The organism is Roseinatronobacter alkalisoli (genome assembly GCF_028745735.1).
In the GTDB taxonomy this organism is placed as follows: Bacteria; Pseudomonadota; Alphaproteobacteria; order Rhodobacterales; family Rhodobacteraceae; genus Roseinatronobacter; species Roseinatronobacter alkalisoli.
In genome coordinates, this window is record NZ_JAQZSM010000001.1 from 413,636 (window position 1) to 438,979 (window position 25,344).

Here is a 25,344-nt window from a genome sequence, read left to right on the forward strand (position 1 = left end):
AAATGGAGGAAACCCCATGCTGGAACTGGCTGTTATTGGTGCCTGGGCAGAATTCGCCCTGCGCTGGCTGCATGTGATCACGGCGATTGCCTGGATTGGGTCCAGCTTCTATTTCATCGCGCTTGATCTTGGCCTGCGCAAATCCCCCGACCTGCCACCGGGTGCATATGGCGAGGAATGGCAGGTCCATGGTGGCGGATTCTATCATGTCCAGAAATACCTGGTCGCGCCTGCCCACCTGCCCGAACATCTGATCTGGTTCAAATGGGAAAGCTACGCGACATGGCTGTCGGGTTTCGCGCTGATGGCGCTGATCTATTATGTCGGCGCGGAATTCTACCTGATCGATGCAGATATGCTTGATCTGGCGGTGTGGCAGGCCATTGCGATTTCGATTGCCTCGCTCGGGTTGGGGTGGGTCATTTATGACGCCCTGTGCAAATCCCGTTTCGGTGACGACAATAACCGCCTGATGGTACTTCTGTTCGTGCTGCTGGTCATCATGGCCTGGGGCTATACGCAGGTTTTTACCGGCCGCGCGGCGTTGCTGCATCTGGGTGCGTTTACCGCGACGATCATGAGTGCGAATGTCTTCATGATCATCATTCCCAACCAGAAAATTGTGGTGGCCGATCTGCGTGCGGGCCGGACCCCGGATGCGAAATATGGTCGCATCGCCAAACAGCGGTCCACCCATAACAACTATCTGACGCTACCGGTCATTTTCCTGATGCTGTCCAACCACTATCCGCTGGCCTTCGCGTCTGATTACAACTGGCTGATCGCGGGGCTGGTTTTCCTGATGGGGGTAACGATCCGGCATTTCTTTAACACCATGCATATGGGTGGCGGCTATAAATGGTGGACCTGGGCTGCAACCACGGTGCTGTTCATCGCCATCATCTGGCTTTCGACGCTTGGCCAGCCACGCGATGAAGACGACGCGCTTGCCAGTCTGTCCCCCACTGCGGCACGTTTTGTCGAAGATCCGCATTTCGAAGATGTCTATTGGACAGTGGTGGGGCACTGCTCCATGTGTCATGCGCAGGATCCCGTCTGGCCGGGTCTGCACTGGGCGCCCAAGGGCATAATTCTGGAAACCGAAGCGCAGGTGGCGCGCGCCGCGCAGGTGATCTATCTGCAATCGGGTGTCAGCCACGCCATGCCGCCGGGAAGCACTGTACTTATGGACAATACTGCCCGCGCGCAGATTGCGGACTGGTATCGGCGCGTCAGCGGGTCATAAGCGCATCTTGCGCTGATCACCTTCGGGGACGCCGCAGGCCGGGGGGGCAAAGTCACTTGGTATGAGCAGAAAAAAGCCCCGCCGAAGGTTGGGCGGGGCTTCTTCATGTAGGTCAGGTCAGGTTCAGCCGATCGCGGCTTGCCTGACCTCATCATCGATGAAGGGGACGTATTGGGCGAAATTCTCGGCAAACATGGCGACAAGCTTTGCCGCCTGCACATCATAGGCTTTGGGATCTTCCCATGTTCTGCGCGGGTCCAGAAGCACATCTGCCACGCCGGGAACCGAAACCGGCACATCGAAGCCGAAATTCGGGTCGCGCCGGAATTCCGCTGTTTTCAGTGATCCGTCCAGTGCCGCACTCAGCAATGCGCGGGTTGCCTTGATCGGCATGCGCGATCCACTGCCATAGGCCCCGCCTGTCCAGCCGGTATTCACCAGCCAGCATTCGGCACCGAATTTTGCGATCTTCTGTTGCAGCAACTTCCCGTAAACTTCGGGTCTGCGCGGCATGAACGGTGCGCCGAAACAGGTCGAGAAGGTGGGTTGCGGTTCGGTCACGCCTTGTTCGGTGCCCGCCACTTTGGACGTGAACCCGGACAGGAAATGATACATCGCCTGCGCGGGGGTCAACCGTGCGATCGGGGGCAGCACGCCAAAGGCATCGCAGGTCAGCATGATGATGTTCCTGGGAACACCCCCCAGTGACGTGTCAGACGCGTTCGAAATAGCATCCAGCGGATAGGCGACGCGCGTGTTTGCGGTCAGGCTGTCATCGGTGAAATCCAGTTCCAGCGTGTCAGGGTCGAATACCATGTTTTCCACAACACTGGCAAAGCGATGCGTGGTTGCATAGATTTCGGGTTCTGCTTCGGCGTCCAGATTGATGGTCTTGGCATAGCAGCCACCCTCGAAATTGAAGATGCCCTTGTCTGACCAGCCATGTTCGTCATCGCCGATCAATATGCGCGAAGGGTCCGCGGACAGTGTGGTTTTGCCAGTGCCCGAAAGCCCGAAGAACACGGCTGCATCCTCGGGGTTGTCAAGCGCGTGGTTGGCGGAACAATGCATCGGCATGATGCCCTTCGCGGGCAGCAGGTAGTTCAGCAAGGTAAAGACGGATTTCTTGTTCTCGCCAGCATAGGCGGTGTTGGCGATAAGGATCAGCTTGCGGTCGAAATTCAGCGCAATCACGGTTTCGGACCGGCAGCCATGGCGTGCCGGGTCGGCCTTGAAGCTGGGGCAGTTAATGATGGTGAATTCGGGCGCGAAGCTTTCCAGTTCCGATGCGTCCGGCCTGCGCAGCATGTGCCGGATGAACAACCCGTGCCATGCCAGTTCCGTGACCACACGCACATCCAGCCGATGCGCAGGGTCGGCCCCGCCATACAGATCCTGAACGAATAATTCGCGGCCTTTGACATGCGCGAGCATGTCTTCATACAGCCGGTCGAAGGCATCCGGCGTCATAGGGGCGTTGTTTTCCCACCAGATTGTGTTTTCAACCGTGTCGGAGCGCACCACGAACTTGTCCTTGGGCGAGCGGCCGGTATGCGTGCCGGTTGAGGCCAAAAATGCGCCGCCCAGTCCGATCTGCCCTTCACCGCGCTTGACCGCGGCTTCAACTAGTGCAGGCTCCAGCAGGTTGTAATATACCGCCGACGCGCCTGTAATGCCTTGATCTTCCAAGCGTTTATTTGGGTTGACGCGGAATTTTTTCATTATGCCTGCTCCGTCTGGCGCTAGAACAATTTGGGTCAGGGCCGGTCATGGCCGACAAGAATACAACAGCGTCAGTGGCCCGACGCTGCCATACCCAACGCTATAGCACCTGCAATATGGCGATTGATAGGCGTGTTTCCCGCAGTTAGCGCAACCAAATGCACGTTAGCGCAATATTAATACCGGCAGGAAATAAATGTGTTGCGAATTCGCACGATCCGGGACGAATCGCAGCCTTGCCAACTAACCTGACAAGTATTTTATTGCGTCTCACCTGTGCATGAGTGAATATGTGGCAAAAATAAGGCAGTCAGGCCGGTTACAGCAGCAGTGAAAAGGACAGGCATATGTCGAGGATCGCACTTGTCGATGATGACAGGAACATTCTGACTTCCGTTTCGATTTGCCTGGAAGCAGAAGGTTTTGAAGTCGAAACCTATAATGACGGGCAATCCGCATTGGAAGCATTCAATCGCAAACTGCCGGATATGGCGGTTCTCGATATGAAGATGCCCCGCATGGACGGAATGGAATTGCTGCAGCGCCTGCGCCAGAAAACCCAGATGCCGATCATCTTTCTGACCTCCAAGGATGATGAGATTGACGAGGTTCTGGGCCTGCGCATGGGGGCCGATGATTATGTGAAAAAGCCCTTTTCACAACGACTTCTGGTGGAACGCATTCGCGCCCTTCTGCGGCGCAAGCAGGCCCTTGAAAGCGGCGATGACGGTGGCGAGGAAGCAAAGACTATTGTTCGCGGCAATCTGGAAATGGACCCACTGCGCCATTCGGTGAAATGGAAGGGTAAGGATGTCACGCTGACCGTGACGGAATTCCTGCTGCTTCAGGCTTTGGCGCAACGTCCGGGCGTGGTGAAATCCCGCGATCAGCTGATGGATGTCGCCTATGACGATCAGGTCTATGTCGATGACCGGACGATTGACAGCCACATCAAGCGCCTGCGCAAGAAGATGCGCAGCGTTGACGAAGAATTCTCTTCGATCGAAACCCTTTACGGGATCGGCTACAAGTATAACGAAGCCTGATATACGAGGGGTGGCCCTTTGGGGTGGCAGCAGGTGTTGGTGTGAAAACAGAAGTTGCAGCGTCCAGAACCGACGTTGTTCTTGGTGATGACTGGGTTGGACCTGGCGACGCGGTGGAATCCGAGGTGCGCGCCACCCGTGCCAAGCGCGGGTTTCTGAGTATTTCCAGTTCGCCACTTGCGCGCAAGATCGTGTTGTTCAACCTGGTTGCGTTGGTCATTTTGGTGGTCAGCGTCCTGTTTACCAACCCGTTTCGCGACAGTCTGCTGCGCCAGCAGGAACAAACGCTGGGCCAAACCGCCCAGATTGTGGCTGATATCGTCGGCGCTGCTGGCGGGATAGAGGCATCAAAGGATGTTCTGGCCCGCCGTCTGACACTGGATCAGCGGTTCGAGATTGTTCTTGTCGCGACCGATGGCACGGTTGCGGCCCATTTGCACGGCAGCGAACGTCCCGGTTCTGAACCGGTAACCGAGAAAAGAACGTTCATCAGTGATTTGTTGACGCGGATATGGTCGGGCATGACCTATGTGACTGGGGCGCGGCTGGTCGAACAGCGCCCAGCGGAATTTTCCGAAGTTGCCCAGGCCCTTTTTGCGCGCAACCAGCAGGGCCACAGGGACAGCTACACCCATCGCGGCCCGAATGATGATATGTGGATTGCCGCTAGCGCGCCGGTGTTGAACAATGACGTGTTCGGTGGCGCCGTTATTCTGCGGCGTGATGCGCGCGATACTGCAACCCTGATGCGCCACGACCGTGAACAGGTCCTGCAGTTCTTTCTGATCGCGCTGCTTGTATCTATCGGACTTAGCTTCGTTCTGGCCTCGACAATCGCGAACCCGCTGGCTGATCTGGCGATGGCGGCGGAACTGGGCAAGCGGCGCGACGGGCGGCGCACCCATGCGGGGCGCGTGCGTATTCCGGACCTGACGGGGCGGCCGGATGAAATTGGCGATCTGTCGCGCGCGATGCGCGGGATGGTCAGCGCACTCTATGACCGGGTTGAAGCGAACGAACAATTCGCAGCCGATGTGGCCCATGAAATCAAGAACCCGCTTGCATCCTTGCGTTCGGCGGTCGGGTCGCTGCGGATGGCCAAGCGCGAAGATCAGATACAGCGGCTTCTGGATGTGATCGAGCATGATGTGCGCAGGCTGGACCGGCTGGTTTCCGACACGTCGAATGCATCCCGTCTGGATGCGGAACTGGTCAAGGAAGAAGAAGAAGAATTCGATCTGATAAAACTTCTGGACAACCTGTGCGAACACCTGAGTCAGGAAGCTGTAAGCAAGGGGGTCGAATTCATCAAGTTGTTGCCCCAGGGGCCGATTCTGGTGACCGGGCTGGAAGGGCGGCTTGCGCAGGTATTCGTCAACCTGATCACCAATGCGATTTCCTTTTGCGAAGATGGTGATGCCGTGCGTATCTGGGCGCGCAAGCGCAATGAACGTCTGCTGATTGTCGTTGAAGATACCGGTCCCGGCATTCCCGACAATGCGCTGCAAAAGGTGTTCAAAAGGTTCTATTCCGAACGTCCGGTCAAGCAGTTCGGGAACCATTCCGGACTTGGGCTTGCCATATCAAAACAGATTGTAGAGGCCCATCAGGGCGTGATCTGGGCAGAGAATATCCGCTTGCAGGATGCGCCACCGGGCAGTCCGCCACTTGGCGCACGGTTCGTTGTGGGCCTGCCGGTGTGAGGGCGCAAGCCGAAACCCTGCTGCATGCAAGCACAGTGGCTTTCGAAACAGCCGATGGATGGCACGCAATTGCCCTGAACGGGCGTTCCGGGGCCGGGAAATCCGAACTCGCGCTTGAACTGATGGCGTCTGGGGCGCGGCTGGTTGCCGATGATCAGACCCGCATTATTCGCGATGGGGCCTTGCTGTTAGCCGACGCGCCTGCGCCTATCCGGGGCATGATCGAAATGCGCGGTATGGGCCTGATACGTGCGGCACCCCTGTCGATGGTGCGGTTGTCACTGATGGTTAATCTGGACGTGACGGAAACGGCCCGCCTGCCGGAATATCACCAGACATCTGTACTGGGGGTTGATGTGCCAACATTATACAAAGTCGGGAGCAGGGCTTTCCCTGCTGCTTTGCGGCAATATGTGCTTACGCAATCGTGGCTTGATCGGGACGAACCGGGATGAGCAAGGCTTCTGACAATACATCGCAGGACGATGGCTTTCCGCAGGATGCTGAACGCCTGATCCTGATAACCGGCCCGGCGGGATCGGGGCGCAGCACAGCGCTGAAAGCGTTGGAAGATGTGGGGTTTGAAGCGATTGACAATATGCCGTCATCGCTGGTGCCGCGACTTGTCAGATCGCCTTTGCCGCGCCCGCTGGCCCTGGGTATTGATACGCGCAACCGTGATTTTTCGGTAAATTCCGTTCTGACACTGGTGGAAATGCTGGCGGGGCTGCCAGGCCTTGATTTTGAACTGGTGTATCTGGACTGCGCCCCCGGAACGCTGATCCGGCGGTTTTCGGAAACGCGCAGGCGCCATCCGCTGCGCCCCGATGCGCCGGTCAGGGATGGTGTCGAACTGGAACTGAACCTGCTTGCACCAATGCGTCAGCGCGCTGATGTGCTGATCGACACCAATGCCATGACACCGCATGACCTGCGTGCCGAAATCCATAAGTTGTTTGACAGGGACGGGCAGGGCGGGATGCATGTGCAGATTCAGTCATTTTCGTTCAAGCGCGGATTGCCTGCTGCGGTTGACATGGTTTTTGACTGCCGTTTCCTGCAAAACCCGCATTGGAACCCAGATCTGCGCGCCTTTGACGGGCGCGACCCGAAAGTGGCGGCTTTCGTCGCCAGTGATCCGCGGTTTGGTCCTTTCTTTGAGCGCGTACTCGGTATGGTTGAGAGCTTGCTTCCAGAATTCGCGCATGAGGGGAAATCGCATCTGACAATCGCTTTCGGATGCACTGGCGGACGTCACAGATCGGTTGCAACTGCAGAAAAACTGGTCGAATCCCTTGCACAGACCAAGTGGCGCGTGTCTAAACGCCATAGGGAACTGGAACGCGTTTCGGCATTGCTGCCGAAGGTTGGCAAAGATGAGTAAGGTCTGGGCGTGATCGGAATCGTGATCGTCGCACATGGGGGGCTGGCGCGGGAATATCTCGCGGCAATTGAACATGTGATCGGCAAACAGAATGGTATCCGGGCGATCGCGATCGAATATGATCACGACCGCGATGCCAAGAAGCTGGAAATTCTGGACGCAGTTGATGCGGTTGATACCGGACAAGGTGTGATCGTTGTCACGGACATGTTCGGTGGCTCTCCGTCGAACCTGTCGCTGCCTGCCTGCGCATCGCCGAACCGGCGCATTCTATACGGAGCGAATTTGCCCATGCTGATAAAGCTTGCGAAATCGCGCGATCTGCCGATGCAGGACGCAACCACTGCCGCACTGGATGCCGGCCGCAAATACATTAATTCACTTGAAATCGGCGGTCAGGGTGTATGAATAACTGCCTGACGCTGCTGAAGGAATACAATTCACGATGGTCGAACTGGTGTTGGAAATCATAAATGAAAAGGGTCTGCATGCGCGGGCCTCTGCCAAGTTTGTCGAAGTGGTGGAACGCCATGACGCCACCGCAGAAGTCAGTAAGGACGGCATGAGCGTGCCGGGGGATTCCATCATGGGCCTGTTGATGCTGGCCGCATCGCGCGGCACATCCATCAATGTCAGCATTCGCGGGGAACAGGCACAGGATCTGGCGGATGCCCTGCGCCATCTGGTCAGTGACCGTTTCGGAGAGCGGATGTAATCACGAATCCCATCATGATGCGGCCAGTCAAAAGCCGGGGCTTTGTTCAAGCCCCGGCTTTTATTGTGTTTCAGAAATAGGTAGCAAGGCAGATCGTGTTCGCCTTACTCCACGGATTCCTGTTCCTGCGGTTGGTCAAAGCGTGGCTCACGCGGGGGGCGACCAATCACGTCACGCAATTCATCCAGCTCGATGAAATTGTCGGCCTGGCGGCGCAATTCATCCGCAATCATGGGCGGCTGGCTGCGAATCGTTGAAACCACCGATACGCGCACACCCTGACGTTGCAGGCTTTCGACCAGAGGGCGAAAATCCCCGTCACCGGAAAACAGCACTGCATGGTCCAGTCGCGGCGCAAGTTCCATCGCATCCACGGCCAGCTCGATATCCATGTTGCCCTTGACCTTCCGGCGCCCCATGGAATCAGTGTATTCCTTCGCGGCCTTTGTCACCATGCTGTAACCATTATAGTGTAACCAATCGACCAACGGGCGGATGGGGGAATATTCGTCGTTTTCCAGCAATGCGGTGTAGTAGAATGCACGCAGCAATTTGCCACGGCGCATGAATTCCTGTCGCAGAAGTTTATAGTCAATGTCGAAACCAAGTGCTTTTCCGGCGGCGTAAAGGTTCGATCCGTCGATGAAAAGCGCCAGGCGCTCATCTTTGTAAAACATAGTTTTACCTTTGTGTTTTTTAACCTATCACACCACGACTTTCTCGAATACGTATGATGGCTATGCCTGATATCCAAAGTCCATCAAGGACAGATTCATACATGCTAGATATCGCAAACCGGTCCGAGTTCAATCCGATCCTTGTTGCACTCGGGTCAAACCTGGCGGGGCATTCGGATAGTCCGATTGCCCAACTGCGCGGCGCGATTGACGAAATGTCAAAAAAATCCTTTAAAATTATAGCCAGAAGCCGGTGTTTTCGCACGCCGTGCTTTCCCGCAGGTGCCGGGCCTGATTTCGTGAATGCCGTGATCGTGTGTGAATGTGATCTTGGTCCGCGTGCCGTTCTGGATGCTTTGCATAGTATTGAAGATGCAGCAGGGCGGCATCGGTCTGCCCGCTGGCAGGCGCGTGTTCTGGACCTTGATCTGCTGGCGATGGGGGGGCAGGTTCTGCCTGATATGCCGACCTACCGGCAATGGGCGGAACTGGAACCCGGGCAGCAAATGAAACAAGCCCCGCCAGAGCTGATCTTGCCGCACCCCCGCATTCAGGACCGTGGCTTTGTTCTGGTGCCGCTGATGGATGTTGCCCCGGATTGGGTGCATCCGGTTAGTGGCCAAACGGTGCGGGCGATGCATGCCGCGCTTGATCCGGCGGAATTGGCGCAAATTACCCCGATTTCACACTGATGCGCATGGAATTGTGACTTGCGGACGCTTGCACAAAGGTGATTCGCGCAGTATGCAGCAACTTCTGGCCCACATCTGTTCTGAAATTGGAGTCTGCCCATGGCCCGCGTAACGGTAGAAGATTGCGTTGACAAGGTTCCCAACCGCTTCGAACTGGTCGCTTTGGCGGCACATCGTGCGCGTGAAATCGCTGCTGGTGCACCCATCACTGTTGACCGCGACAATGATAAGAACCCGGTCGTTTCCTTGCGCGAAATCGCGGATGAAACGCAATCAGCCGATGAGTTGCGCGAGCGTCTGATCGAAAGCCTGCAAACCCAGATCGAGGTTGACCTGCCCGAAGATGACAACATGGCGTTGTTGATGGGCCGCGCCGAACAGGACAAGCCCGAAGAAGACAGCATGAGCGAAGAGCAGATGCTGCGCGCGCTGATGGAGGCGCAGGGGCAGGCAGGCTGAAGTGTCGCGCTGGCGGGCATAACACCGCCAGCCCGTGACCTGACAGGAATATTTTCGGGGAAGGTTATTCGCGCGTGATCACACTTGCTGATCTGATCGCTTTGGTGCGCAACTATAACCCGAAAACGGATGAAGACCTTATTCGTCGCGCCTGGGTTTACGGCGAAGCGATGCATGAAGGCCAGTTCCGGCATTCGGGAGAGCCTTATTTCACGCATCCGGTCGCCGTTGCCGCGTTGCTGACAGAAATGCGTCTGGATGACTCCACGCTTGTCACGGCGCTTTTGCACGATACGATCGAAGACACCAAATCGACCTATTCCGAGGTCGCGCAGATGTTTGGCGAAGAAATTGCCGAACTTGTCGACGGTGTTACCAAGCTGACAAACCTGCAGATTTCGTCATCCGAGGCGAAACAAGCAGAGAATATCCGCAAACTGCTGATTGCCATGTCGCGCGATTTGCGTGTCATTCTGGTGAAGCTGGCGGACCGCTTGCACAATATGCGCACCATCAGGTCCATGAAACCCGCCAAGCAGGCCCAGAAAGCCCGTGAAACCATGGATATCTATGCGCCTTTGGCAGGGCGCATGGGCATGCAATGGATGCGCGAGGAACTGGAGGATCTGGCGTTCCGGGTGCTGAACCCGGAAGCGCGCAATTCCATCCTGCGCCGGTTTATCACGCTTCAGCGCGAGGCGGGGGACGTGCTGCACCGGATCAGCGGTGATATCCGCACCGAACTGGAACGTGCCGAAATCGACGCTGTTGTGTTCGGGCGCGCGAAGAAACCGTATTCCATCTGGCGCAAGATGCAGGAAAAGGAACTTGCCTTTTCGCGGCTGTCCGACATTTACGGGTTTCGCATCATCACCAATTCGGTTGATGAATGCTATACTGTTCTGGGGCTGATGCATGGCCGCTGGCGTGCTGTGCCGGGGCGTTTCAAGGATTATATCAGCCAGCCGAAATCGAACGGTTACCGGTCCATTCATACCACAGTGTCGGGACGCGATGGCAAGCGCGTTGAAATCCAGATACGAACCCGCGAAATGCACGAAGTGGCGGAAGCGGGTGTTGCTGCGCATTGGGCGTATCGCGACGGTGAACGCAGCGTGAACCCGTTTGCGGTTGACCCCGCCAAATGGATCGCCACCCTGACCGAAGGCCTGGGTTCCGAAGAGGATCACGACGCATTTCTGGAACATGTCAAACTGGAAATGTATTCTGATCAGGCGTTTTGCTTCACGCCCAAGGGGGACGTGATTCAGTTGCCGCGCGGGGCGACGCCGCTTGATTTCGCCTATGCGATCCATACGCGCATCGGCAATAGCTGTGTGTCCGCAAAGGTGGACGGGCTGCGCGTGCCGCTATGGACGCGCCTGCGCAATGGTCAGTCGGTCGAAATCATTACCGCCGAGGGGCAACGGCCACAGGCAAGCTGGATAGACATCGTTGCCACAGGGCGCGCGAAAGCTGCCATCCGCCGGTCACTGCGCGATGAGGACCGCGCGCGCTTCATGCGTCTGGGCGGCGAATTGCTGCGTGCCGCGTTTGAGAATGCAGGCCGCGACATGAGTAATAAGGCGCTGGCGACAGCTGCCAAGATCATGGGCATTTCTGATGCAGCGGAATTGCGCGCGCGCGTTGGCGCGGCTGAAATCAGCGCACGGCGGGTTGTGGCGGCGCTGTATCCGGATGGCGTGTCCGAGACCCCGCAGGTCGATGCCTCGCGCCCTGTCCTGGGTCTGAATGCTGATCAGTCCTTTCGCCGCGCCGCCTGCTGTCAGCCGTTGCCGGGGGAACGTATTGTCGGGATTACCTACCGTGGCAAAGGGGTGGTGGCCCATGCGATGGATTGCGACGCCCTGGCAGAATTCGAGGACCAGCCCGACCGCTGGATTGACCTGCGCTGGCAGGACGGTACACATCCCGCAGTATATGGTGTGACCTTGGACCTGACGATTTCGAATGATGCCGGCGTATTGGGGCGCGTCTGCAGCTTGATCGGCGAGCATAAGGCGAATATCTCGGATTTGCGCTTTATGGATCGCAAACCGGATTTTTACCGTCTTATGGTTGAGGTGGAAATGCGCGGCGTGTCACATTTGCACGAAGTGATGACCGCGCTTGAAGCCGAAACGTCCGTTGCGCGTATTCTGCGGACACGCGATCCGTCCCTGCGCCCATGACTGGCCTGGCCGGGTCAGGTTGAATGAAGGTCTGCCGCCCGTGGTGTTCAAACGACGAAATCCAAGGAATTTTCGCCAGAGACTGGTGAATCTCTTCGTTCCGGGCGGGGGATGGGGGCGGTCCGCCAGTTATGTCATGCATCGGTTGCGCCGATTGCCTGACAGCCCTGAACGAATCGCGCGCGGCATTGCGGCAGGCGTTGCTGTCAGTTGCACGCCACTGTTCGGATTGCATTTCGTGGTATCGGGGATCGTGGCATGGCTGTTGCGCGGCAATATACTTGCATCCCTGCTGGCGACATTCTTCGGCAACCCTTTCACCTTTCCGATCATCGCGCTTTCGGCGCTGGAATTAGGCAGCTTCATTCTGGGCATTGATAACACGTTGCAGGGCAAGCACGCGATCCGCGCCTTCGGGGCTGTATGGGCGGAATTGTGGCACAACAGTGTATCGATGTTTACGTCAGAACCGGTCAGTTGGCAGAATATGGCGCATTTCGGGTGGGATGTGTTTGCGCCCTATATGCTGGGCGGAACGATCATCGGTGTGATCTGTGGTGTACCAGCCTATTTTCTGTCATTACCCCTGATCCGCGCCTATCGCAAACGCCGGATCAAGAAGGTGCAGGAACGGTTTGAACAGGCACGGAAGAATGATCAGGCACGGTGAATAATCTGCGCAGTCATTGAGTTTGGCGCGTCACCCGCTATGGTGTGACGCGATGACAGGTAAGGCATTGTGAATGCGGGGATCAGCATGAATGGACGAACAGACCGGCCTTTGCGCCTTGGGGTGAATATTGACCATGTGGCCACCTTGCGCAATGCACGTGGCGGACGCGACCCTGACCCGGCCCGCGCGGCCAGACTGGCGCAGCAGGCCGGCGCCGACGGCATTACCCTGCATCTGCGCGAAGATCGCCGCCATATTGTGGACGCGGATGTGCCCGCTGTGATGGCGGCGGTGACATTGCCCATCAACCTGGAGATGGCCGCCACGGCCGAAATGCAAGCCATCGCGCTGGCGCATAAGCCGCATGCCGTGTGCATTGTCCCCGAACGGCGCGAAGAACGCACCACCGAAGGCGGGCTGGACGTGGCCGCAGATGTGGACCGGTTGCACGATTTCATCGCACCCCTGCGTGCCGCTGGCAGCAGGGTTTCGCTGTTCATCGCACCGGATGAGGCCCAGGTGGAAGCGGCGGCGCGCGTTGGGGCGCAGGTTGTGGAACTGCATGTCGGCGCCTATTGCGAGTATTGCGCAGACGGGGATGACGCAGCGTGTGATGCCGAGCTGCGTCGCTTGTTCACCGCGTCTGCGCTGGCCCATGAACTGGGGCTGGAAGTGCACGCAGGGCATGGGTTGAATTTCAGCAATGTCGGTCCGATCGCGGCAATTCCCGAATTGGTGGAACTGAATATCGGGCATTTCCTTGTGGGCGAGGCCGTGTTCATCGGGCTGGACGCTGCGATCCGTGAAATGCGCAGGCAAATGACCCAGGCGCGGATGTGATCGGGAAATGATATTGGGGGTGGGCACCGATCTGGCGAATATCGACCGGATCGCGGGCACATTGGCGCGGTTTGGTGACCGGTTCCGCAACCGCGTCTTCACCGAAGAAGAACTGGCGCGAGCGCGCAGGCGGGGCGATGATGTCGCGACCTATGCCAAGCGCTGGGCTGCGAAAGAAGCCTGTTCCAAGGCGCTGGGCACTGGTCTTGCCATGGGAATATCATGGCGGGACATGTGGGTGACAAACCTGAAGGGGGGGCAGCCGGTCATGCATGTATCCGGATGGGCGGCCGCCCGTCTTGCAGACATGACACCGCCGGGACATGAGGCCGTGATTCATGTCAGCCTGACAGATGATTTTCCATGGGCGCAGGCATTTGTTGTGATCGAGGCGCGGATTCTACGTTGATCGGCCTATTGATATCTGACATATGATAGTGCATAGATAAACTATCATTTCTTTGGTTCAGAATATTCCCAATGATGACCGCCGCCCAGATGCGCGCCGCGCGCGCCCTGCTTCGCATTGATCAGAAAACCCTTGCCGAACTGGCGGGCCTGTCAGTGCCGACAATCCAGCGTATGGAATCCAGCGATGGCGATGTGCGCGGTGTCGTCGACAGCCTGATCCGCGTTGTCACCGCGCTGGAGAACGCCGGTATCGAACTGATCGGCGAAGGCAGTGTCAGCCAGACCGGGGGGCGTGGTGTGCGTTTGAAACCGCCATCCTGAAGGCCATCCCAGCGGAATAAATGCCGCGACTGCGGCCTCTCCATCAGCGCAGAACAGTACACAAGGTGCAGCCTCGGGATGACCAGATCGAAACTTGACCAACACCCACGCCCGAGCTTCGCTGAACAATTCGCACCGAAATTATTGACGGTGCTGCGCGAAGGCTATGGGGTGACGCAGCTTCGCGCGGACGCAGTTGCCGGGTTGACCGTCGCTATTGTCGCCTTGCCGTTGTCCATGGCGATCGCAATTGCGTCAGGCGCAACGCCTGCACAGGGGCTTTACACAGCGATTGTAGGCGGGTTCATCGTGTCCTTGCTGGGCGGGTCACGCTTCCAGATCGGGGGCCCTGCGGGCGCGTTCATCGTGTTGGTGGCGACAACGGTTGCGCTGCATGGAATGGACGGGTTGATTCTGGCAACATTTCTGTCGGGGTTCATGCTGGCCGCAGCGGGCTTCCTGCGGTTGGGAACCTTTGTCAAGTTCGTGCCGTTTCCCGTAACGGTCGGGTTTACGGCGGGTATTGCTGTCATCATCTTTGCCAGCCAGATCAAGGAATTATTCGGTCTGACACTGACGCGGGAACCGGGCGGGTTGCTGGAAAAGCTTCCGGCACTCTGGCTGGCGCGTGATAGTCTGACGCCCGCAGCACTTGTACTCTCATTGGCGACCATCGCACTGATTGTGGCGGTACGGCGCTGGCGGCCAAACTGGCCGGGTATGCTGATTGCGGTCGGTCTGGCGTCGGTGGTGGCGGCGTTGTGGAACCTGCCGGTTCAGACGATTGGGACGCAGTTCGGGGGCATTCCGTCCACACTGCCAGCACCAGGCCTGCCTGCGGTGACATGGGCCAAGGTCGTTGCTGTGCTGCCGGCGGCACTGTCCTTTACGCTTCTGGGGGCGATTGAATCATTGCTGTCTGCGGTTGTCGCAGATGGCATGACCGGGCGACGACACCGGTCGAATTGCGAACTGGTCGCGCAGGGCGCGGCCAATATCGGCACATCGCTTTTTGGTGGTTTCTGCGTGACCGGCACCATCGCGCGGACCGCAACGAATGTGCGCGCGGGTGCCTATGGCCCCGTTGCGGGAATGTTGCATGCAGTGTTTTTGCTGCTGTTCATGCTGCTTGCTGCGCCGCTGGCGGGGTATATTCCGTTAGCGGCATTGGCCGGGGTGCTGGCGGTGGTGGCATGGAACATGATCGAGAAAACCGCCATTTCCATCCTGCTGCGGTCCGGCTGGGGTGAAGCCACCGTGCTGGGCGTGACCTTTTTCCTGACCATCTTCCGTGACCTTACCGAAGCAATTGTGGTGGGGGTCGCGATCGGGTCAATCCTGTTCATTCACCGGATGGGCCGCGCCACTGCCATAGATGCGCAGACCCCGTTTGTTGCCCGTGACGAGGCCGACATGGCACGCCCGCGTGCGGCCTATGGCGATGGCCTGGCGGCGAATCCCGATGTGGTGGTCTACCGGATTTCCGGGGCGTTGTTTTTCGGCGCGGCGGCAAGTATCGGGTCGGTGCTGGACCGGATACAGGACAATCACAAATCCCTGATCGTGGATTTTTCGTCGGTGCCGTTTCTGGATTCAACCGGCGCGAACATGATCGAGGAACTTGCGCATAAGGCGCAGAAACGCGGTGCAACGCTTTGGCTGACCGGGGCCAGCCGGGACGTGCGGCGCGTGTTCCTGACGCATGGGTTGCGCAAGCCGCTGGTGCGCTATGCCCCAAGCGTTGACGCCGTGCTGTCCGGGCTTGACGGTATGTCAGCGCAGTAGAGTATGTCGCCGGAACGTGGTTTCCGGCTTCGGGCTTTTCGACATACGAAGATAATACGCCAAGCCTTTGATGTCGGGGTATGCTGCCTGCATAAAGTGAACCCCTATAACGTGAGATCGGCAGTCCCCGGCCCACCTACGGCGCGGGCTTTGTGAATGCCTCAAACGCCCGCTTCAGCCCACAATCTTCCACCAGCGGTGGTTTTTCCAACTGATATGATCATGCCCCGGCAGGGGCCATTACACCAATGCCGCAATCAACCGCGCGCGCGCTTCGGGCAGGCGCTTTTCCATGGAATGCGCCAGCCAGTGCTGCAGGAAATGCCCGCTGAGCGCCAGCGATTGTGCCAGATCTGTCGTGTCCAGTGGCGCACCACTGACCAGCGCTGCGGGCAGGGGCAGAAGCCGCGCCGAATATTCGCCCGCTCCTTCGATGGTGACTGCGCGGCCCGTGCGCGGGCTGACATAAGCCAGCCCCTGCTGCGCGCCCGTCACAGCGCAACGGTCCAGGTCCAGCCCGAAGCCGGTTTCTTCCAGCAATGTCAGTTCCCAAAGTGCGTAGGACTGCAGCCAGCCCGGCTGACCCAGTGTATCCAGTAGTTCAGTTGTCGCGGCGTACAGGCCCGGATAAGGCGCGCGCTCGGGCAGGGCGAAGCGGCACAATGCGCAGATTGACCCCAGCGCCAGTAATGCCAGACGATCCCCCAGAATATGCGCGGCACGGGGCTGCAGCAATTCGACGGTGAAATTGCCCATCTGGTCTTCAAGCCGCGCGCGCCAGTGCAGATCCAGCTGCGCCCCTGGTTGCAGAACAGGGGCCATCCTGCGTGACGCGCCGCCGCGCACAGCGCCTGCATGGCGACCATGCAGGGCGGTGAACACCTCTGTCAGGGCGGTCGCTTCGCCATGTTTGCGAACGCTGAGCAATATACCTTGATCACGCCAGTCCATGATGCAAAGCCTTGCCCCGGAGGATGGATTTCGGCAAGTGTTATTGCATGACCGCGTCCAGGAATTCCCATCCCGGGCATAGTAGTTGCAGGAGTTTCCGGTTTTGCCAATGGATCCGAAATACCGCGTTGTCGCGGGCATGATCGGTACGCTTGCCCTGACCGCGCTGGTTGCGCATTTGCTGTTGCGTATGGGCAGCGGGGGCGTGTTTGCAGCGCTGTGGCGGTCGGGTGGGTATTTTACCATCCTGACAACCGCGCTGACAGCGGGCACATTCCTTGCCATCGCCATCAGGGGGCGGCGGCTGTCTTTCGGCTGGATGAGCATGCTGACCCTGTCGATGATCATGGTCGGGCTGGTTTATCACGTCCTGCTGTCGCATCTGTTCAACCCGCGAGGGTTGCACTGGTGGATTGATCAGGCATTCCACACGGTTTTACCTGCCGCAGTACTGTGGTTCTGGCTGATGGAGGTGACACGCCATGAACCGCGCACAGGCGCCCGCCCGTTGTTATGGGCCATCTGGCCTGTCTGTTACGGCGTCTATGCGCTTTTGCGCGGGGCGCTTACGGGCTGGTATCCCTATCCTTTTCTGAATGTGGCGCGGCTGGGCTGGGATGGGGTGCTGCCCAATCTTGCGGGGGTTGCACTGGTCTTCGTGATTCTGGCCTATGGGATGAACTATATTGGCCAGCGGATGCCGCTGCGCGATTAGCGCGACGCGATATAGGCGGCGCAGCCCGCAAGTGCGGCATAGTCATCTTCGACCAGGGAAACCGGAATACGCTGCACCAGTGGCGACATGCGCCCCATATCGGTAAAGGCCGATTCGAACCCGAATTGGTCCAGCCATGGGGCAAAAGCGCGCGCTACCCCGCCGATCAGGTAAATCCCGGCATAGGGCAGGGTGACAAGTGCCAGACTGGCCGCCGTCTGTCCCAGAAGGCGCACATAATGGCGGCCCGTGCTTTGGGCCAAGGTGCAGCCTGTCTCCATTGCTGCAAGAATCGCTGCCGCATCCTTGCCACCGGCCAAACCGGCCTGTTCGGCATGGAAACTGTATAAACGTTCCAGTCCTGCCCCGGCCAGAACATCCTCGACCGAGGCGATCCCGCGCCGCGCAATCAGCCAGTCGGCCAGATCATAGTCATCCTGCCCGTGCAAGGGCAGGTGGATATGCCCGGATTCGGACGCGGGAACGATGGTCTGACCAGTGCTTGTGGGGAATACCGGCGCGGCATTGACACCGGTTCCCAGCCCGATCACCAGACGCGTGGCCCCTTCGGGCTGTCCCGGCCTGATGGTGCGAAGATGGCTTTCGGGTAACCCCGCCACAGCATGACCCTGAGCCTGCAGGTCATTCAGGAAATGCACTTTTGCAATGCCATTATCGCGCGCGATGTCCCGTGCGTTGGCTTTCCATCCCAGATTGGTCATATCCGCATCATCGCCGTGAACCAAGCCAGCCAGTGCAAAGGCGGCTTTTTCCGGCTTCTCCGCGTGCTGCGACAGGAAGCGCGCAACAATGTCCCCAAGGCCCGCGAATTCCGCATTCCGGAAACGTTTGGTGCTGCTTGCGACCAGACCATGCCCGCGCGCAAAGGCCATGCGTGTATTCGTGCCACCAATATCCGCGACCAGAACAAGCGGAGCGGAAGTTGTGCTGTGCTGTGCGGTCATGGGGCCAGCCCTTGTCAGTTCATGGTTGCGCTAACGTGTTTCCCGCGCGTGATAAGACGCTTCTTGCAGGTGCTGCAAGCATTTAAAACCGGAACTGCGCAGCATGTGCGATATTTCATGACCAATTCCTTTACAGGATCGCCCAGTGATGCACCAGAAGGCACCGCGCATCAGGTGCGGGGCGCGCGCCACGCGCGTGGCTACTGGCGCGCGGTGTCACGCGGGCGGCTTCCGGGTGCGGGGCCTGTGCTTTCGCCAACAATCAATGTTGTTTCCATCAGGCAGGTCAATGGACCCTGACCGGGCGCGGAAATCAAAGACAGCACCATTTCCGCAGCTTTGCGGCCAGCGTCGCGCACGGAAGATCGTGTCGCGGTGAACAGGGGTACATCGCGCCCATTGGGCAAATAGGACAGATCATCATCATGGGTAATCACTGACACATCCCGTCCCATGCGACACCCCTGATCGACCAGTGCGCGCCGCAAACCATATGCCACCAGCATGGACGACGACAGGAACGCCGTGGGCGGATCGGGCAGGCGCATTAATTCGGTTGCTGCGCTATGGCCGAAAACTTCGGTCATTTCGGCCTGACGCATCAGCGCTGGGTCAGGGGTGAGGCCCGCTTCGTGCAATGCCTGAAGATAGCCGTTGCGGCGGCGCATGGCGAAATCCATGTTCTCCAGGCCATTGACCAGCGCGATTCTGCGATGGCCAAGTTGCAGCAGGAATTCGGTTGCCCGCCGGAAGGACCGGTTATTGTTGATGTCCAGCCAAGAATAGGGCGCATCCACGCCGCTGGAGCGGCCATGCACCACAAAAGGTACCCCCAATTGTGTCAGCAGGGCAATGCGCGGGTCATTCAGCTTCGGGCCATGGACGATCATGCCATCGACGGCGCCGCGCGCGATCATGTCGCGATAGGCCTGGGCTTCGTCCGAATCGGGGACCATGCTCAGGACCATCTCATAGCCCGCGCGGGAATAGGCTTCGCCGGCACCCGCGATGAAATCGGCAAAGACAGGGTTCACAATTTCATGGCTGTCCGACAGTGCAATGACATGGCCGATGGCATGTGTGCGCCCCGTGGCCAGACTTCTTGCGCGGGTATTGGGGTGGTAATTCGCGCGTTCTGCCGCATCCCGGACCCGTTTGCGGGTTTTCGCATTGACTTCAGGATAGCCGTTCAGCGCCCGTGATACTGTCGTGGGCGACAGGTTCAGAGAGGCTGCGAGTTCTTTCAGGGTGACGCCCATTGTTTAGTCAAACCGTGTTGGAAAGTTTGATGCAGTATGCGCAAAAAACGCACCGGCGAAAGCAGTATTTGCAAATTCGGAATGCTGCATGCGCAGCATTGATCAATGAAAACAGGGTAATTGCAACATAATCGATTGACTTGGCAATAGTGATAAGCGAATGATGCAAAATCCAAAGCGTTTTGGAAAATGATTCCAATTTGCTGGGATACTGATCAGCACAAGCCATAAAATTGTGCGCAATGGATCGTCAACCTTGGGAGGATGACAATGAAAGCCAAGTTTTACGCAGGCGTTGCGACGCTTGCCCTGTTTGCAGGTGGTGCGTTTGCGCAGGACCTGATCATCGCGCCGGGCACCGACGGGTTCAACTGGGACAGCTATGAGGAATTTTCGTCCGCGCATGATTTCAGTGGCGAAACGATTTCCGTGACTGGTCCATGGCTGCAACCGGATGCGGGTATGCTGCGCAACGTGCTTGCCTATTTTGAAGAAGCCACGGGTGCGACTGTCAATTATTCCGGTTCTGACAGCTTTGAGCAGGACATCGTGATCGCGGTTCAGGCCAATTCCGCGCCCAATATCGCTGTTTTCCCGCAGCCTGGACTGGCATCGGACATGGCGGCCATCGGGGCGCTGTCGCCGCTGGGTCAGGAAACTGCCGACTGGATGGTCGAAAACTACGCCGCTGGTCAATCCTGGGTGGATCTGGGCAGTTTTGCCAATGCCGATGGCGAACAGGAAATGTTCGGGTTTTTCTACAAGGTCGATGTGAAGTCGCTGGTCTGGTACAGCCCGGAACAGTTTGACGAAATGGGCTATGATATTCCCGAAACACTTGAAGACCTGAAGGCGCTTTCGGCGCAGATCGTCGAGGATGGGGGCACGCCCTGGTGTATCGGCCTTGGGTCCGGTGCGGCAACAGGCTGGCCCGCGACCGACTGGGTTGAGGATATGATGCTGCGCCTGCATGAGCCGGAAGTCTATGACGGCTGGATCACCAATGAGGTGGCATTCAATGACCCCCGTGTGGTCGAAGCGATCGAGGCGTTTGGCGAATTCGTGCGCACGGATGGTTGGGCGCAGGGCGGGGCGGAAGCATCGGCTACGACCGATTTCCGCGACAGCCCGGCTGGCTTGTTCCAGATCCCGCCTGCCTGCTACATGCACAAACAAGCGTCTTTTATTCCATCCTTCTTTCCTGAAGGGGCCGAATTTGGTATTGATTTCGACTTCTTCTACTTCCCGGCGTCAAGTGAACGTGACCTTGGCGAACCGGTTCTTGGTGCGGGTACGCAATTTGCCATCACCAATGACAGCCCTGCCACGCGCGGTCTGATCGAGTTCCTGAAAGCGCCCATCGCCCATGAAATCTGGATGGCACAATCAGGGTTCCTGACCCCGCATACCGGTGTGAATCTTGACACCTTCGGCGACGACTCGCTGCGGGCGATGAATGAAATCCTGCTGAATGCGACCACGTTCCGCTTTGATGCATCCGACGTAATGCCGGGTGAAATCGGGGCGGGTGCGTTCTGGACTGGCATGGTTGATTACACGACCCAAGGCGATGCGCAGGCCGCAGCAGACGCGATCCAGTCGCGCTGGGACGCAATGCGCTAGGACCGTTTCCGCGGGGCCGCGTATTCTGCGGCCCTGCGTTTTTCAAGTGGCTTTCTAACGGAAAACGCGGCTGGCGTGGCGTGTTCAGGACTTCGGAACTGACAGGACGCGCGACAGCGAAGGGGGGGGGAAGATGTCACCAATCTTGCAAGGGATCGTGACCATTATCATCGGGGTCGGTGGGTGTGTCGGGTATTTCTATGCGTCGAACCTGATACTGGACAAGGTCATCTTTCCGGCGCGTGGGGCGCATATAGGGCGCAATATCAACCGCGCCAACAAAGTGCGCCCATGGCTGTTTTTGTTTCCCGCCATCTTCGCGCTAAGCCTGTATCTGGTGTATCCGGTGATCGGGTCTTTCTATCGGTCGCTTTTTGACCGTTCCGGCATGGGCTTCATCGGATTGGGGAATTATTTCGATCTGATGCGTGAAGGGACATTCCGCACAGCGGTGTTCAACAATCTGCTTTGGGTTCTGTTTGTGCCCGCGCTGGCCACATTTCTGGGGCTGCTGGTCGCGCAACTGACGGACCGGCTGTCCTGGGGCAACATCGCCAAATCCCTGATCTTCATGCCGATGGCGATTTCCTTCGTGGGCGCGTCGCTGATCTGGAAATTTGTCTATTCTGCAAACCCGGATATTGGCATTCTCAACTCAATGCGCGATTTTTTCGGGATGGCCCCGGTTGATCCGGTCCAGATACCATTCTGGAACAATTTTTTCCTGATGTTCATTCTGGTGTGGATTCAGACAGGCTTTGCCATGGTGATCCTGTCTGCGGCACTGCGCGGTATCCCTGAAGAAACCATCGAGGCCGCCATTATTGACGGAGCGAACCCGTTTCAGGTGTTCTTTTCTATCAAGGTGCCGCAGATCATGGGCACGATTGTTGTCGTCTGGACCACGATCACCATTCTGGTGCTGAAAGTGTTCGACATTGTCTACACCATGACAGGGGGCAATTTTGGCACGCATATCCTGCCCAGTTACATGATGACCTACATGTTCCGCGATGACGGGCGGGCAACGGCAGTGGCCTTTGTCATCATGATCCTCGTGCTGCCGGTCATGGTCTGGAATATCCGGCAGGCCCGGAAAGAAATGCGCTGAGGCGGGGGAGGAAAAGACGATGGACAATATCGCAGGACAAAATCAGGGCGGCAGACTGGCAGTCAATATCACCGTGGTCATTCTGGTGCTGCTATGGCTGTTGCCGACAATCGGGCTGTTCGTGTCATCCTTCCGCGACCGTGACCAGATTTCAAACTCTGGCTGGTGGCAGGCGCCCTTCGCGGTTGACCTGAATTTCCGGGCGCGCGTTGCCGCCGATGGCATGCGCGAAGAAGGGGGTGTTTTTATTCTGGAAGGCAATGTCTTTGATGACCCTGCACTGGTCCAGAATTTCCCCGACGGCGAAGGCGTTGTCGCGGCCTATGGCACGCGCGCAGTTGCGCCGGATGAATTCACTGCGGGCGAGGTGTCGGAACTCCGCGGTGGCGGCACGATTACCGTCGAACGCGACGGGCGCTACCGGGTCGAAAGCCCCGAAGAGATATCCCGTGGTCCGACGCTTTATTTTGAAGCGCGCACCCCGCCGAAATTCACGTTGGCAAATTACCGCACGGTGCTGTTTGCCGATGGCATGGACCGCGCCTTCATCAATACCCTGACAGTGACCATTCCTGCGACAATCATTCCTATCCTGATTGCGGCCTTTGCCGCCTATGCACTGGCCTGGATGGATTTCCCGGGCAGGGGGTTGCTGATTGCGGCGGTCGTGGGCCTGCTGGTGGTGCCATTACAACTGGCCTTGGTGCCGCTGCTGAAACTGCATACGGATGTCGGTATCGGCCAGAGTTTCTTTGGAATATGGCTGGCGCATACCGGGTTCGGGCTGCCGCTTGCGGTGTATTTGTTGCGAAATTACATGGTCGGCTTGCCGCGCGACATTATCGAATCCGCCAAGGTCGATGGCGCGACGGATTTCCAGATTTTCGTGCGGATCATCCTGCCGCTCAGTTTTCCGGCACTTGCGTCTTTTGCCATCTTTCAGTTCCTGTGGACATGGAATGACCTGCTTGTGGCCAAGGTTTTCTTGCCATCGGGCGCGGAATCGCAGGTCATGACAGTCAAGATTGCCGATGACCTGCTTGGCTCTCGTGGCGGGGACTGGGGCATTCTGGCGACGGCGGCGTTTGTGTCCATCGCGGTGCCGCTGCTCGTCTTCTTCACAATGCAACGCTATCTGGTGCGTGGCCTGCTGGCCGGCTCTGTCAAATAAGGAAAGAGAACCTCGTGTCCGTACAAACTCTGTTGCAGCCTGAACGCGGGCTGGAGCTTTCACCCGAATGGTGGCGTGGTGCGGTGATCTATCAGATCTATCCGCGCAGCTATCAGGACAGCAATGGCGACGGTATCGGCGATCTGCGCGGTATCGTAGAACGCTTGCCCTATATTGCCAGCCTTGGGGTGGATGCAATCTGGATCAGCCCGTTCTTCACGTCGCCGATGAAGGATTTCGGTTATGATGTGTCGGATTATTGCGATGTCGATCCGATGTTCGGCGCCTTGTCGGATTTCGATGCGCTGGTTGGCATGGCGCATAAGCTGGGCATCAAGGTCCTGATCGATCTGGTGTTGTCGCACACATCTGACCAGCACCCATGGTTCAAGGAAAGCCGCGCCAGCCGTGATAATGCGCGCGCAAACTGGTACGTGTGGTCAGATGCAAAACCTGACGGGACGCCGCCCAATAACTGGCTGTCCATATTTGGCGGGTCGGCCTGGGCATGGGATACGACACGATGCCAGTATTACCTGCATAATTTCCTGTCATCCCAGCCGGACCTTAATTTTCACGAACCTGCGGTGCAGGAAGAACTGCTGAACGTCGCGCGTTTCTGGCTGGAAAGGGGGGTGAACGGGTTCCGGCTGGATACGATCAACTTCTATGTTCATGACTACCAGTTGCGCAACAACCCGCCTCTGCCGCCGGAACAACGCAATTCCACCATCGCGCCTGCGGTGAATCCCTATAACTATCAGGAACATATCTACGACAAGAACCAGCCAGAGAATCTGGACTTCCTGCGTCGGTTCCGCGCAGTTCTGGACACCTATGGTGCCTGCGCAGTGGGTGAAGTGGGCGATGCCCAGAAGGGGCTTGAAATCCTTGGCGAATATACCTCCGGCGGGGATAAGGTCCAGATGTGCTATGCGTTCGAATTTCTGGCCGCCGATTCACCCTCGGCCGCGCGTATTTCGGCCGTGCTGCACCATCTGGATCATGTCGCGCCGGATGGCTGGGCTTGCTGGGCATTTTCGAACCATGATGTCCCACGCCATATTTCCCGCTGGGATCTTAGCCCTGCAGCGGCGCGTGCCTATGCTACATTGATGATGTGCCTGCGCGGGTCCGTCTGTCTGTATCAGGGCGAGGAACTGGGCCTGCCGGAAGCGGAATTGTGTTTCGAAGACCTGCAAGACCCTTATGGCATTCAGTTCTGGCCCGAATTCAAGGGTCGTGACGGATGCCGCACACCGATGGTGTGGACAGGCGCTGTGGTGAATGGCGGCTTTTCCACCGCGCTGCCATGGTTGCCGGTCGCGCGCGAACATGTGGGCCTGGCCGTAGATATGCAGGAACGCGCTCCTGACGCATTGCTGCATCACTACCGCCGCGTGATTGCGTTCCGGCGTGCGCATCGCGCACTGACCCATGGCAGTCTGCGCGACCTGCATGTGTCCGGGGATACGCTGTCCTTCATCCGCGAAGAGGCGGGCGAGGTGATGTTCTGCGCGTTCAACCTGAGCCATGACCCGGCAACATTATACCTGCCGGATGGCCATTGGGTGCCTGTCGGACAAGAACTGAACAGTTCCGGCCCCGGTGAAGACGGGTTGGTACATTTGGGGCCGTGGCAGCCCTGTCTTGTCGTAAAACGATAAAGTAATGAATGGGAGG

At 58.0% G+C, this 25,344-nt stretch carries 25 protein-coding genes; 20 read left to right on the plus strand and 5 right to left on the minus strand.

All coding sequences use genetic code 11. The features are described 5' to 3' along the window. The first annotated feature begins 16 nt into the window (after positions 1–16). Positions 17–1,246 (plus strand): urate hydroxylase PuuD, encoded by a 1,230-nt coding sequence (locus tag PUT78_RS02070; RefSeq protein WP_274350388.1) that lies wholly within the window; start codon positions 17–19, stop codon positions 1,244–1,246. A 123-nt stretch (positions 1,247–1,369) separates the two neighbouring features. Here the strand turns inward: PUT78_RS02070 and PUT78_RS02075 are convergent, their stop codons facing one another. After that, positions 1,370–2,968: a phosphoenolpyruvate carboxykinase gene (locus PUT78_RS02075; protein ID WP_274350389.1), complete on the minus strand. Its 1,599-nt coding sequence runs from the start codon at positions 2,966–2,968 to the stop codon at positions 1,370–1,372. 347 nt (positions 2,969–3,315) lie between these two features. On the opposite strand from PUT78_RS02075, the gene PUT78_RS02080 reads away from it, so the two are divergent. The 6 genes from PUT78_RS02080 to PUT78_RS02105 are packed head-to-tail and all read left to right on the plus strand — an operon-like array spanning position 3,316 to position 7,816. Beyond that, positions 3,316–4,014 (plus strand): response regulator transcription factor, encoded by a 699-nt coding sequence (locus PUT78_RS02080; protein ID WP_274350390.1) that lies wholly within the window; start codon positions 3,316–3,318, stop codon positions 4,012–4,014. A 41-nt stretch (positions 4,015–4,055) separates the two neighbouring features. Further along, positions 4,056–5,717, plus strand: coding sequence for a sensor histidine kinase (locus PUT78_RS02085; protein ID WP_274350391.1), 1,662 nt, complete (start codon positions 4,056–4,058; stop codon positions 5,715–5,717). 35 nt (positions 5,718–5,752) lie between these two features. After that, complete coding sequence (locus PUT78_RS02090; RefSeq protein WP_274350392.1) at positions 5,753–6,172, plus strand: HPr kinase/phosphorylase; 420 nt, start codon at positions 5,753–5,755, stop codon at positions 6,170–6,172. Then, on the plus strand, positions 6,169–7,101 hold the full coding sequence (gene rapZ / locus PUT78_RS02095; RefSeq protein ID WP_274350393.1) for an RNase adapter RapZ: 933 nt from the start codon (positions 6,169–6,171) through the stop codon (positions 7,099–7,101). Before PUT78_RS02090 ends, rapZ begins: the two co-directional genes overlap by 4 nt. 9 nt (positions 7,102–7,110) lie before the next feature. After that, complete coding sequence (locus PUT78_RS02100) at positions 7,111–7,509, plus strand: PTS sugar transporter subunit IIA (protein WP_274350394.1); 399 nt, start codon at positions 7,111–7,113, stop codon at positions 7,507–7,509. A gap of 37 nt (positions 7,510–7,546) precedes the next feature. After that, the gene (locus PUT78_RS02105) at positions 7,547–7,816 is read left to right on the plus strand and encodes an HPr family phosphocarrier protein (RefSeq protein ID WP_274350395.1); all 270 of its coding nucleotides are present in this window, start codon (positions 7,547–7,549) and stop codon (positions 7,814–7,816) included. 104 nt (positions 7,817–7,920) lie between these two features. On the opposite strand, the gene PUT78_RS02110 is transcribed toward PUT78_RS02105, so the two are convergent. Continuing rightward, positions 7,921–8,493: a LabA-like NYN domain-containing protein gene (locus PUT78_RS02110; protein WP_274350397.1), complete on the minus strand. Its 573-nt coding sequence runs from the start codon at positions 8,491–8,493 to the stop codon at positions 7,921–7,923. Between the two features lie 101 nt (positions 8,494–8,594). Here PUT78_RS02110 and folK point away from each other — a divergent pair, with 101 nt between their 5' ends. From folK to PUT78_RS02150, 8 genes are all read left to right on the plus strand, one after another. Then, complete coding sequence (gene folK / locus PUT78_RS02115; protein ID WP_274350398.1) at positions 8,595–9,185, plus strand: 2-amino-4-hydroxy-6-hydroxymethyldihydropteridine diphosphokinase; 591 nt, start codon at positions 8,595–8,597, stop codon at positions 9,183–9,185. Positions 9,186–9,284: 99 nt separating this feature from the next. After that, the gene (rpoZ, locus tag PUT78_RS02120; protein WP_274350399.1) at positions 9,285–9,644 is read left to right on the plus strand and encodes a DNA-directed RNA polymerase subunit omega; all 360 of its coding nucleotides are present in this window, start codon (positions 9,285–9,287) and stop codon (positions 9,642–9,644) included. Positions 9,645–9,718: 74 nt separating this feature from the next. Then, positions 9,719–11,836: a RelA/SpoT family protein gene (locus PUT78_RS02125; RefSeq protein WP_274350400.1), complete on the plus strand. Its 2,118-nt coding sequence runs from the start codon at positions 9,719–9,721 to the stop codon at positions 11,834–11,836. An 85-nt stretch (positions 11,837–11,921) separates the two neighbouring features. Next, positions 11,922–12,506: a DUF2062 domain-containing protein gene (locus tag PUT78_RS02130; RefSeq protein ID WP_274350401.1), complete on the plus strand. Its 585-nt coding sequence runs from the start codon at positions 11,922–11,924 to the stop codon at positions 12,504–12,506. An 87-nt stretch (positions 12,507–12,593) separates the two neighbouring features. Beyond that, on the plus strand, positions 12,594–13,349 hold the full coding sequence (locus PUT78_RS02135) for a pyridoxine 5'-phosphate synthase (protein WP_274350402.1): 756 nt from the start codon (positions 12,594–12,596) through the stop codon (positions 13,347–13,349). Between the two features lie 7 nt (positions 13,350–13,356). Continuing rightward, positions 13,357–13,758 carry a holo-ACP synthase gene (acpS, locus tag PUT78_RS02140; protein WP_274350403.1) on the plus strand — a complete coding sequence of 134 codons (402 nt, stop codon included), beginning with the start codon at positions 13,357–13,359 and terminating at the stop codon, positions 13,756–13,758. Between the two features lie 71 nt (positions 13,759–13,829). Further along, entirely contained in the window at positions 13,830–14,081 is a 252-nt protein-coding gene (locus tag PUT78_RS02145) for a helix-turn-helix domain-containing protein (protein WP_274350404.1), read from the plus strand. A gap of 78 nt (positions 14,082–14,159) precedes the next feature. After that, positions 14,160–15,866, plus strand: coding sequence for a SulP family inorganic anion transporter (locus tag PUT78_RS02150; protein WP_274350406.1), 1,707 nt, complete (start codon positions 14,160–14,162; stop codon positions 15,864–15,866). 240 nt (positions 15,867–16,106) lie between these two features. On the opposite strand, the gene recO is transcribed toward PUT78_RS02150, so the two are convergent. Further along, entirely contained in the window at positions 16,107–16,820 is a 714-nt protein-coding gene (recO, locus tag PUT78_RS02155; RefSeq protein WP_274350478.1) for a DNA repair protein RecO, read from the minus strand. A gap of 106 nt (positions 16,821–16,926) precedes the next feature. Here recO and PUT78_RS02160 point away from each other — a divergent pair, with 106 nt between their 5' ends. Then, positions 16,927–17,532 carry a Pr6Pr family membrane protein gene (locus tag PUT78_RS02160; RefSeq protein WP_274350407.1) on the plus strand — a complete coding sequence of 202 codons (606 nt, stop codon included), beginning with the start codon at positions 16,927–16,929 and terminating at the stop codon, positions 17,530–17,532. On the opposite strand, the gene PUT78_RS02165 is transcribed toward PUT78_RS02160, so the two are convergent. Both PUT78_RS02165 and PUT78_RS02170 read right to left on the minus strand, forming a co-directional pair. Beyond that, positions 17,529–18,497, minus strand: coding sequence for a glucokinase (locus PUT78_RS02165; protein ID WP_274350409.1), 969 nt, complete (start codon positions 18,495–18,497; stop codon positions 17,529–17,531). The genes PUT78_RS02160 and PUT78_RS02165 overlap by 4 nt on opposite strands. Positions 18,498–18,697: 200 nt before the next feature. Beyond that, positions 18,698–19,756 (minus strand): LacI family DNA-binding transcriptional regulator, encoded by a 1,059-nt coding sequence (locus tag PUT78_RS02170; RefSeq protein WP_274350410.1) that lies wholly within the window; start codon positions 19,754–19,756, stop codon positions 18,698–18,700. 270 nt (positions 19,757–20,026) lie between these two features. Here PUT78_RS02170 and PUT78_RS02175 point away from each other — a divergent pair, with 270 nt between their 5' ends. The 4 genes from PUT78_RS02175 to PUT78_RS02190 all read left to right on the plus strand — a co-directional run bounded on the left by PUT78_RS02175 (position 20,027) and on the right by PUT78_RS02190 (position 25,328). Next, positions 20,027–21,379, plus strand: a complete 1,353-nt coding sequence (locus PUT78_RS02175; RefSeq protein WP_274350411.1) for an ABC transporter substrate-binding protein — start codon at positions 20,027–20,029, stop codon at positions 21,377–21,379. Positions 21,380–21,512: 133 nt separating this feature from the next. Continuing rightward, positions 21,513–22,490: a carbohydrate ABC transporter permease gene (locus tag PUT78_RS02180; protein WP_274350412.1), complete on the plus strand. Its 978-nt coding sequence runs from the start codon at positions 21,513–21,515 to the stop codon at positions 22,488–22,490. A gap of 19 nt (positions 22,491–22,509) precedes the next feature. After that, positions 22,510–23,661, plus strand: coding sequence for a carbohydrate ABC transporter permease (locus PUT78_RS02185; RefSeq protein ID WP_274350413.1), 1,152 nt, complete (start codon positions 22,510–22,512; stop codon positions 23,659–23,661). Between the two features lie 14 nt (positions 23,662–23,675). Then, a complete protein-coding gene (locus tag PUT78_RS02190; protein ID WP_274350414.1) occupies positions 23,676–25,328 on the plus strand; it encodes an alpha-amylase family glycosyl hydrolase in 1,653 nt (550 codons plus the stop codon). Positions 25,329–25,344 lie beyond the last annotated feature (16 nt).

What these genes read in the sequence shown, in the direction of transcription:
- PUT78_RS02110 (WP_274350397.1), bottom strand. Translation starts at nt 8,493, where the DNA reads ATGTTTTACAAAGATGAGCGCCTGGCGCTTTTCATCGACGGATCGAAC.
- acpS (WP_274350403.1), top strand. Translation starts at nt 13,357, where the DNA reads ATGATATTGGGGGTGGGCACCGATCTGGCGAATATCGACCGGATCGCG.
- folK (WP_274350398.1), top strand. Translation starts at nt 8,595, where the DNA reads ATGCTAGATATCGCAAACCGGTCCGAGTTCAATCCGATCCTTGTTGCA.
- PUT78_RS02135 (WP_274350402.1), top strand. Translation starts at nt 12,594, where the DNA reads ATGAATGGACGAACAGACCGGCCTTTGCGCCTTGGGGTGAATATTGAC.
- rpoZ (WP_274350399.1), top strand. Translation starts at nt 9,285, where the DNA reads ATGGCCCGCGTAACGGTAGAAGATTGCGTTGACAAGGTTCCCAACCGC.
- PUT78_RS02075 (WP_274350389.1), bottom strand. Translation starts at nt 2,968, where the DNA reads ATGAAAAAATTCCGCGTCAACCCAAATAAACGCTTGGAAGATCAAGGC.
- PUT78_RS02160 (WP_274350407.1), top strand. Translation starts at nt 16,927, where the DNA reads ATGGATCCGAAATACCGCGTTGTCGCGGGCATGATCGGTACGCTTGCC.
- PUT78_RS02080 (WP_274350390.1), top strand. Translation starts at nt 3,316, where the DNA reads ATGTCGAGGATCGCACTTGTCGATGATGACAGGAACATTCTGACTTCC.
- PUT78_RS02165 (WP_274350409.1), bottom strand. Translation starts at nt 18,497, where the DNA reads ATGACCGCACAGCACAGCACAACTTCCGCTCCGCTTGTTCTGGTCGCG.
- PUT78_RS02145 (WP_274350404.1), top strand. Translation starts at nt 13,830, where the DNA reads ATGATGACCGCCGCCCAGATGCGCGCCGCGCGCGCCCTGCTTCGCATT.
- PUT78_RS02070 (WP_274350388.1), top strand. Translation starts at nt 17, where the DNA reads ATGCTGGAACTGGCTGTTATTGGTGCCTGGGCAGAATTCGCCCTGCGC.
- PUT78_RS02170 (WP_274350410.1), bottom strand. Translation starts at nt 19,756, where the DNA reads ATGGGCGTCACCCTGAAAGAACTCGCAGCCTCTCTGAACCTGTCGCCC.
- PUT78_RS02105 (WP_274350395.1), top strand. Translation starts at nt 7,547, where the DNA reads ATGGTCGAACTGGTGTTGGAAATCATAAATGAAAAGGGTCTGCATGCG.
- PUT78_RS02180 (WP_274350412.1), top strand. Translation starts at nt 21,513, where the DNA reads ATGTCACCAATCTTGCAAGGGATCGTGACCATTATCATCGGGGTCGGT.
- rapZ (WP_274350393.1), top strand. Translation starts at nt 6,169, where the DNA reads ATGAGCAAGGCTTCTGACAATACATCGCAGGACGATGGCTTTCCGCAG.
- PUT78_RS02175 (WP_274350411.1), top strand. Translation starts at nt 20,027, where the DNA reads ATGAAAGCCAAGTTTTACGCAGGCGTTGCGACGCTTGCCCTGTTTGCA.
- PUT78_RS02185 (WP_274350413.1), top strand. Translation starts at nt 22,510, where the DNA reads ATGGACAATATCGCAGGACAAAATCAGGGCGGCAGACTGGCAGTCAAT.
- PUT78_RS02150 (WP_274350406.1), top strand. Translation starts at nt 14,160, where the DNA reads ATGACCAGATCGAAACTTGACCAACACCCACGCCCGAGCTTCGCTGAA.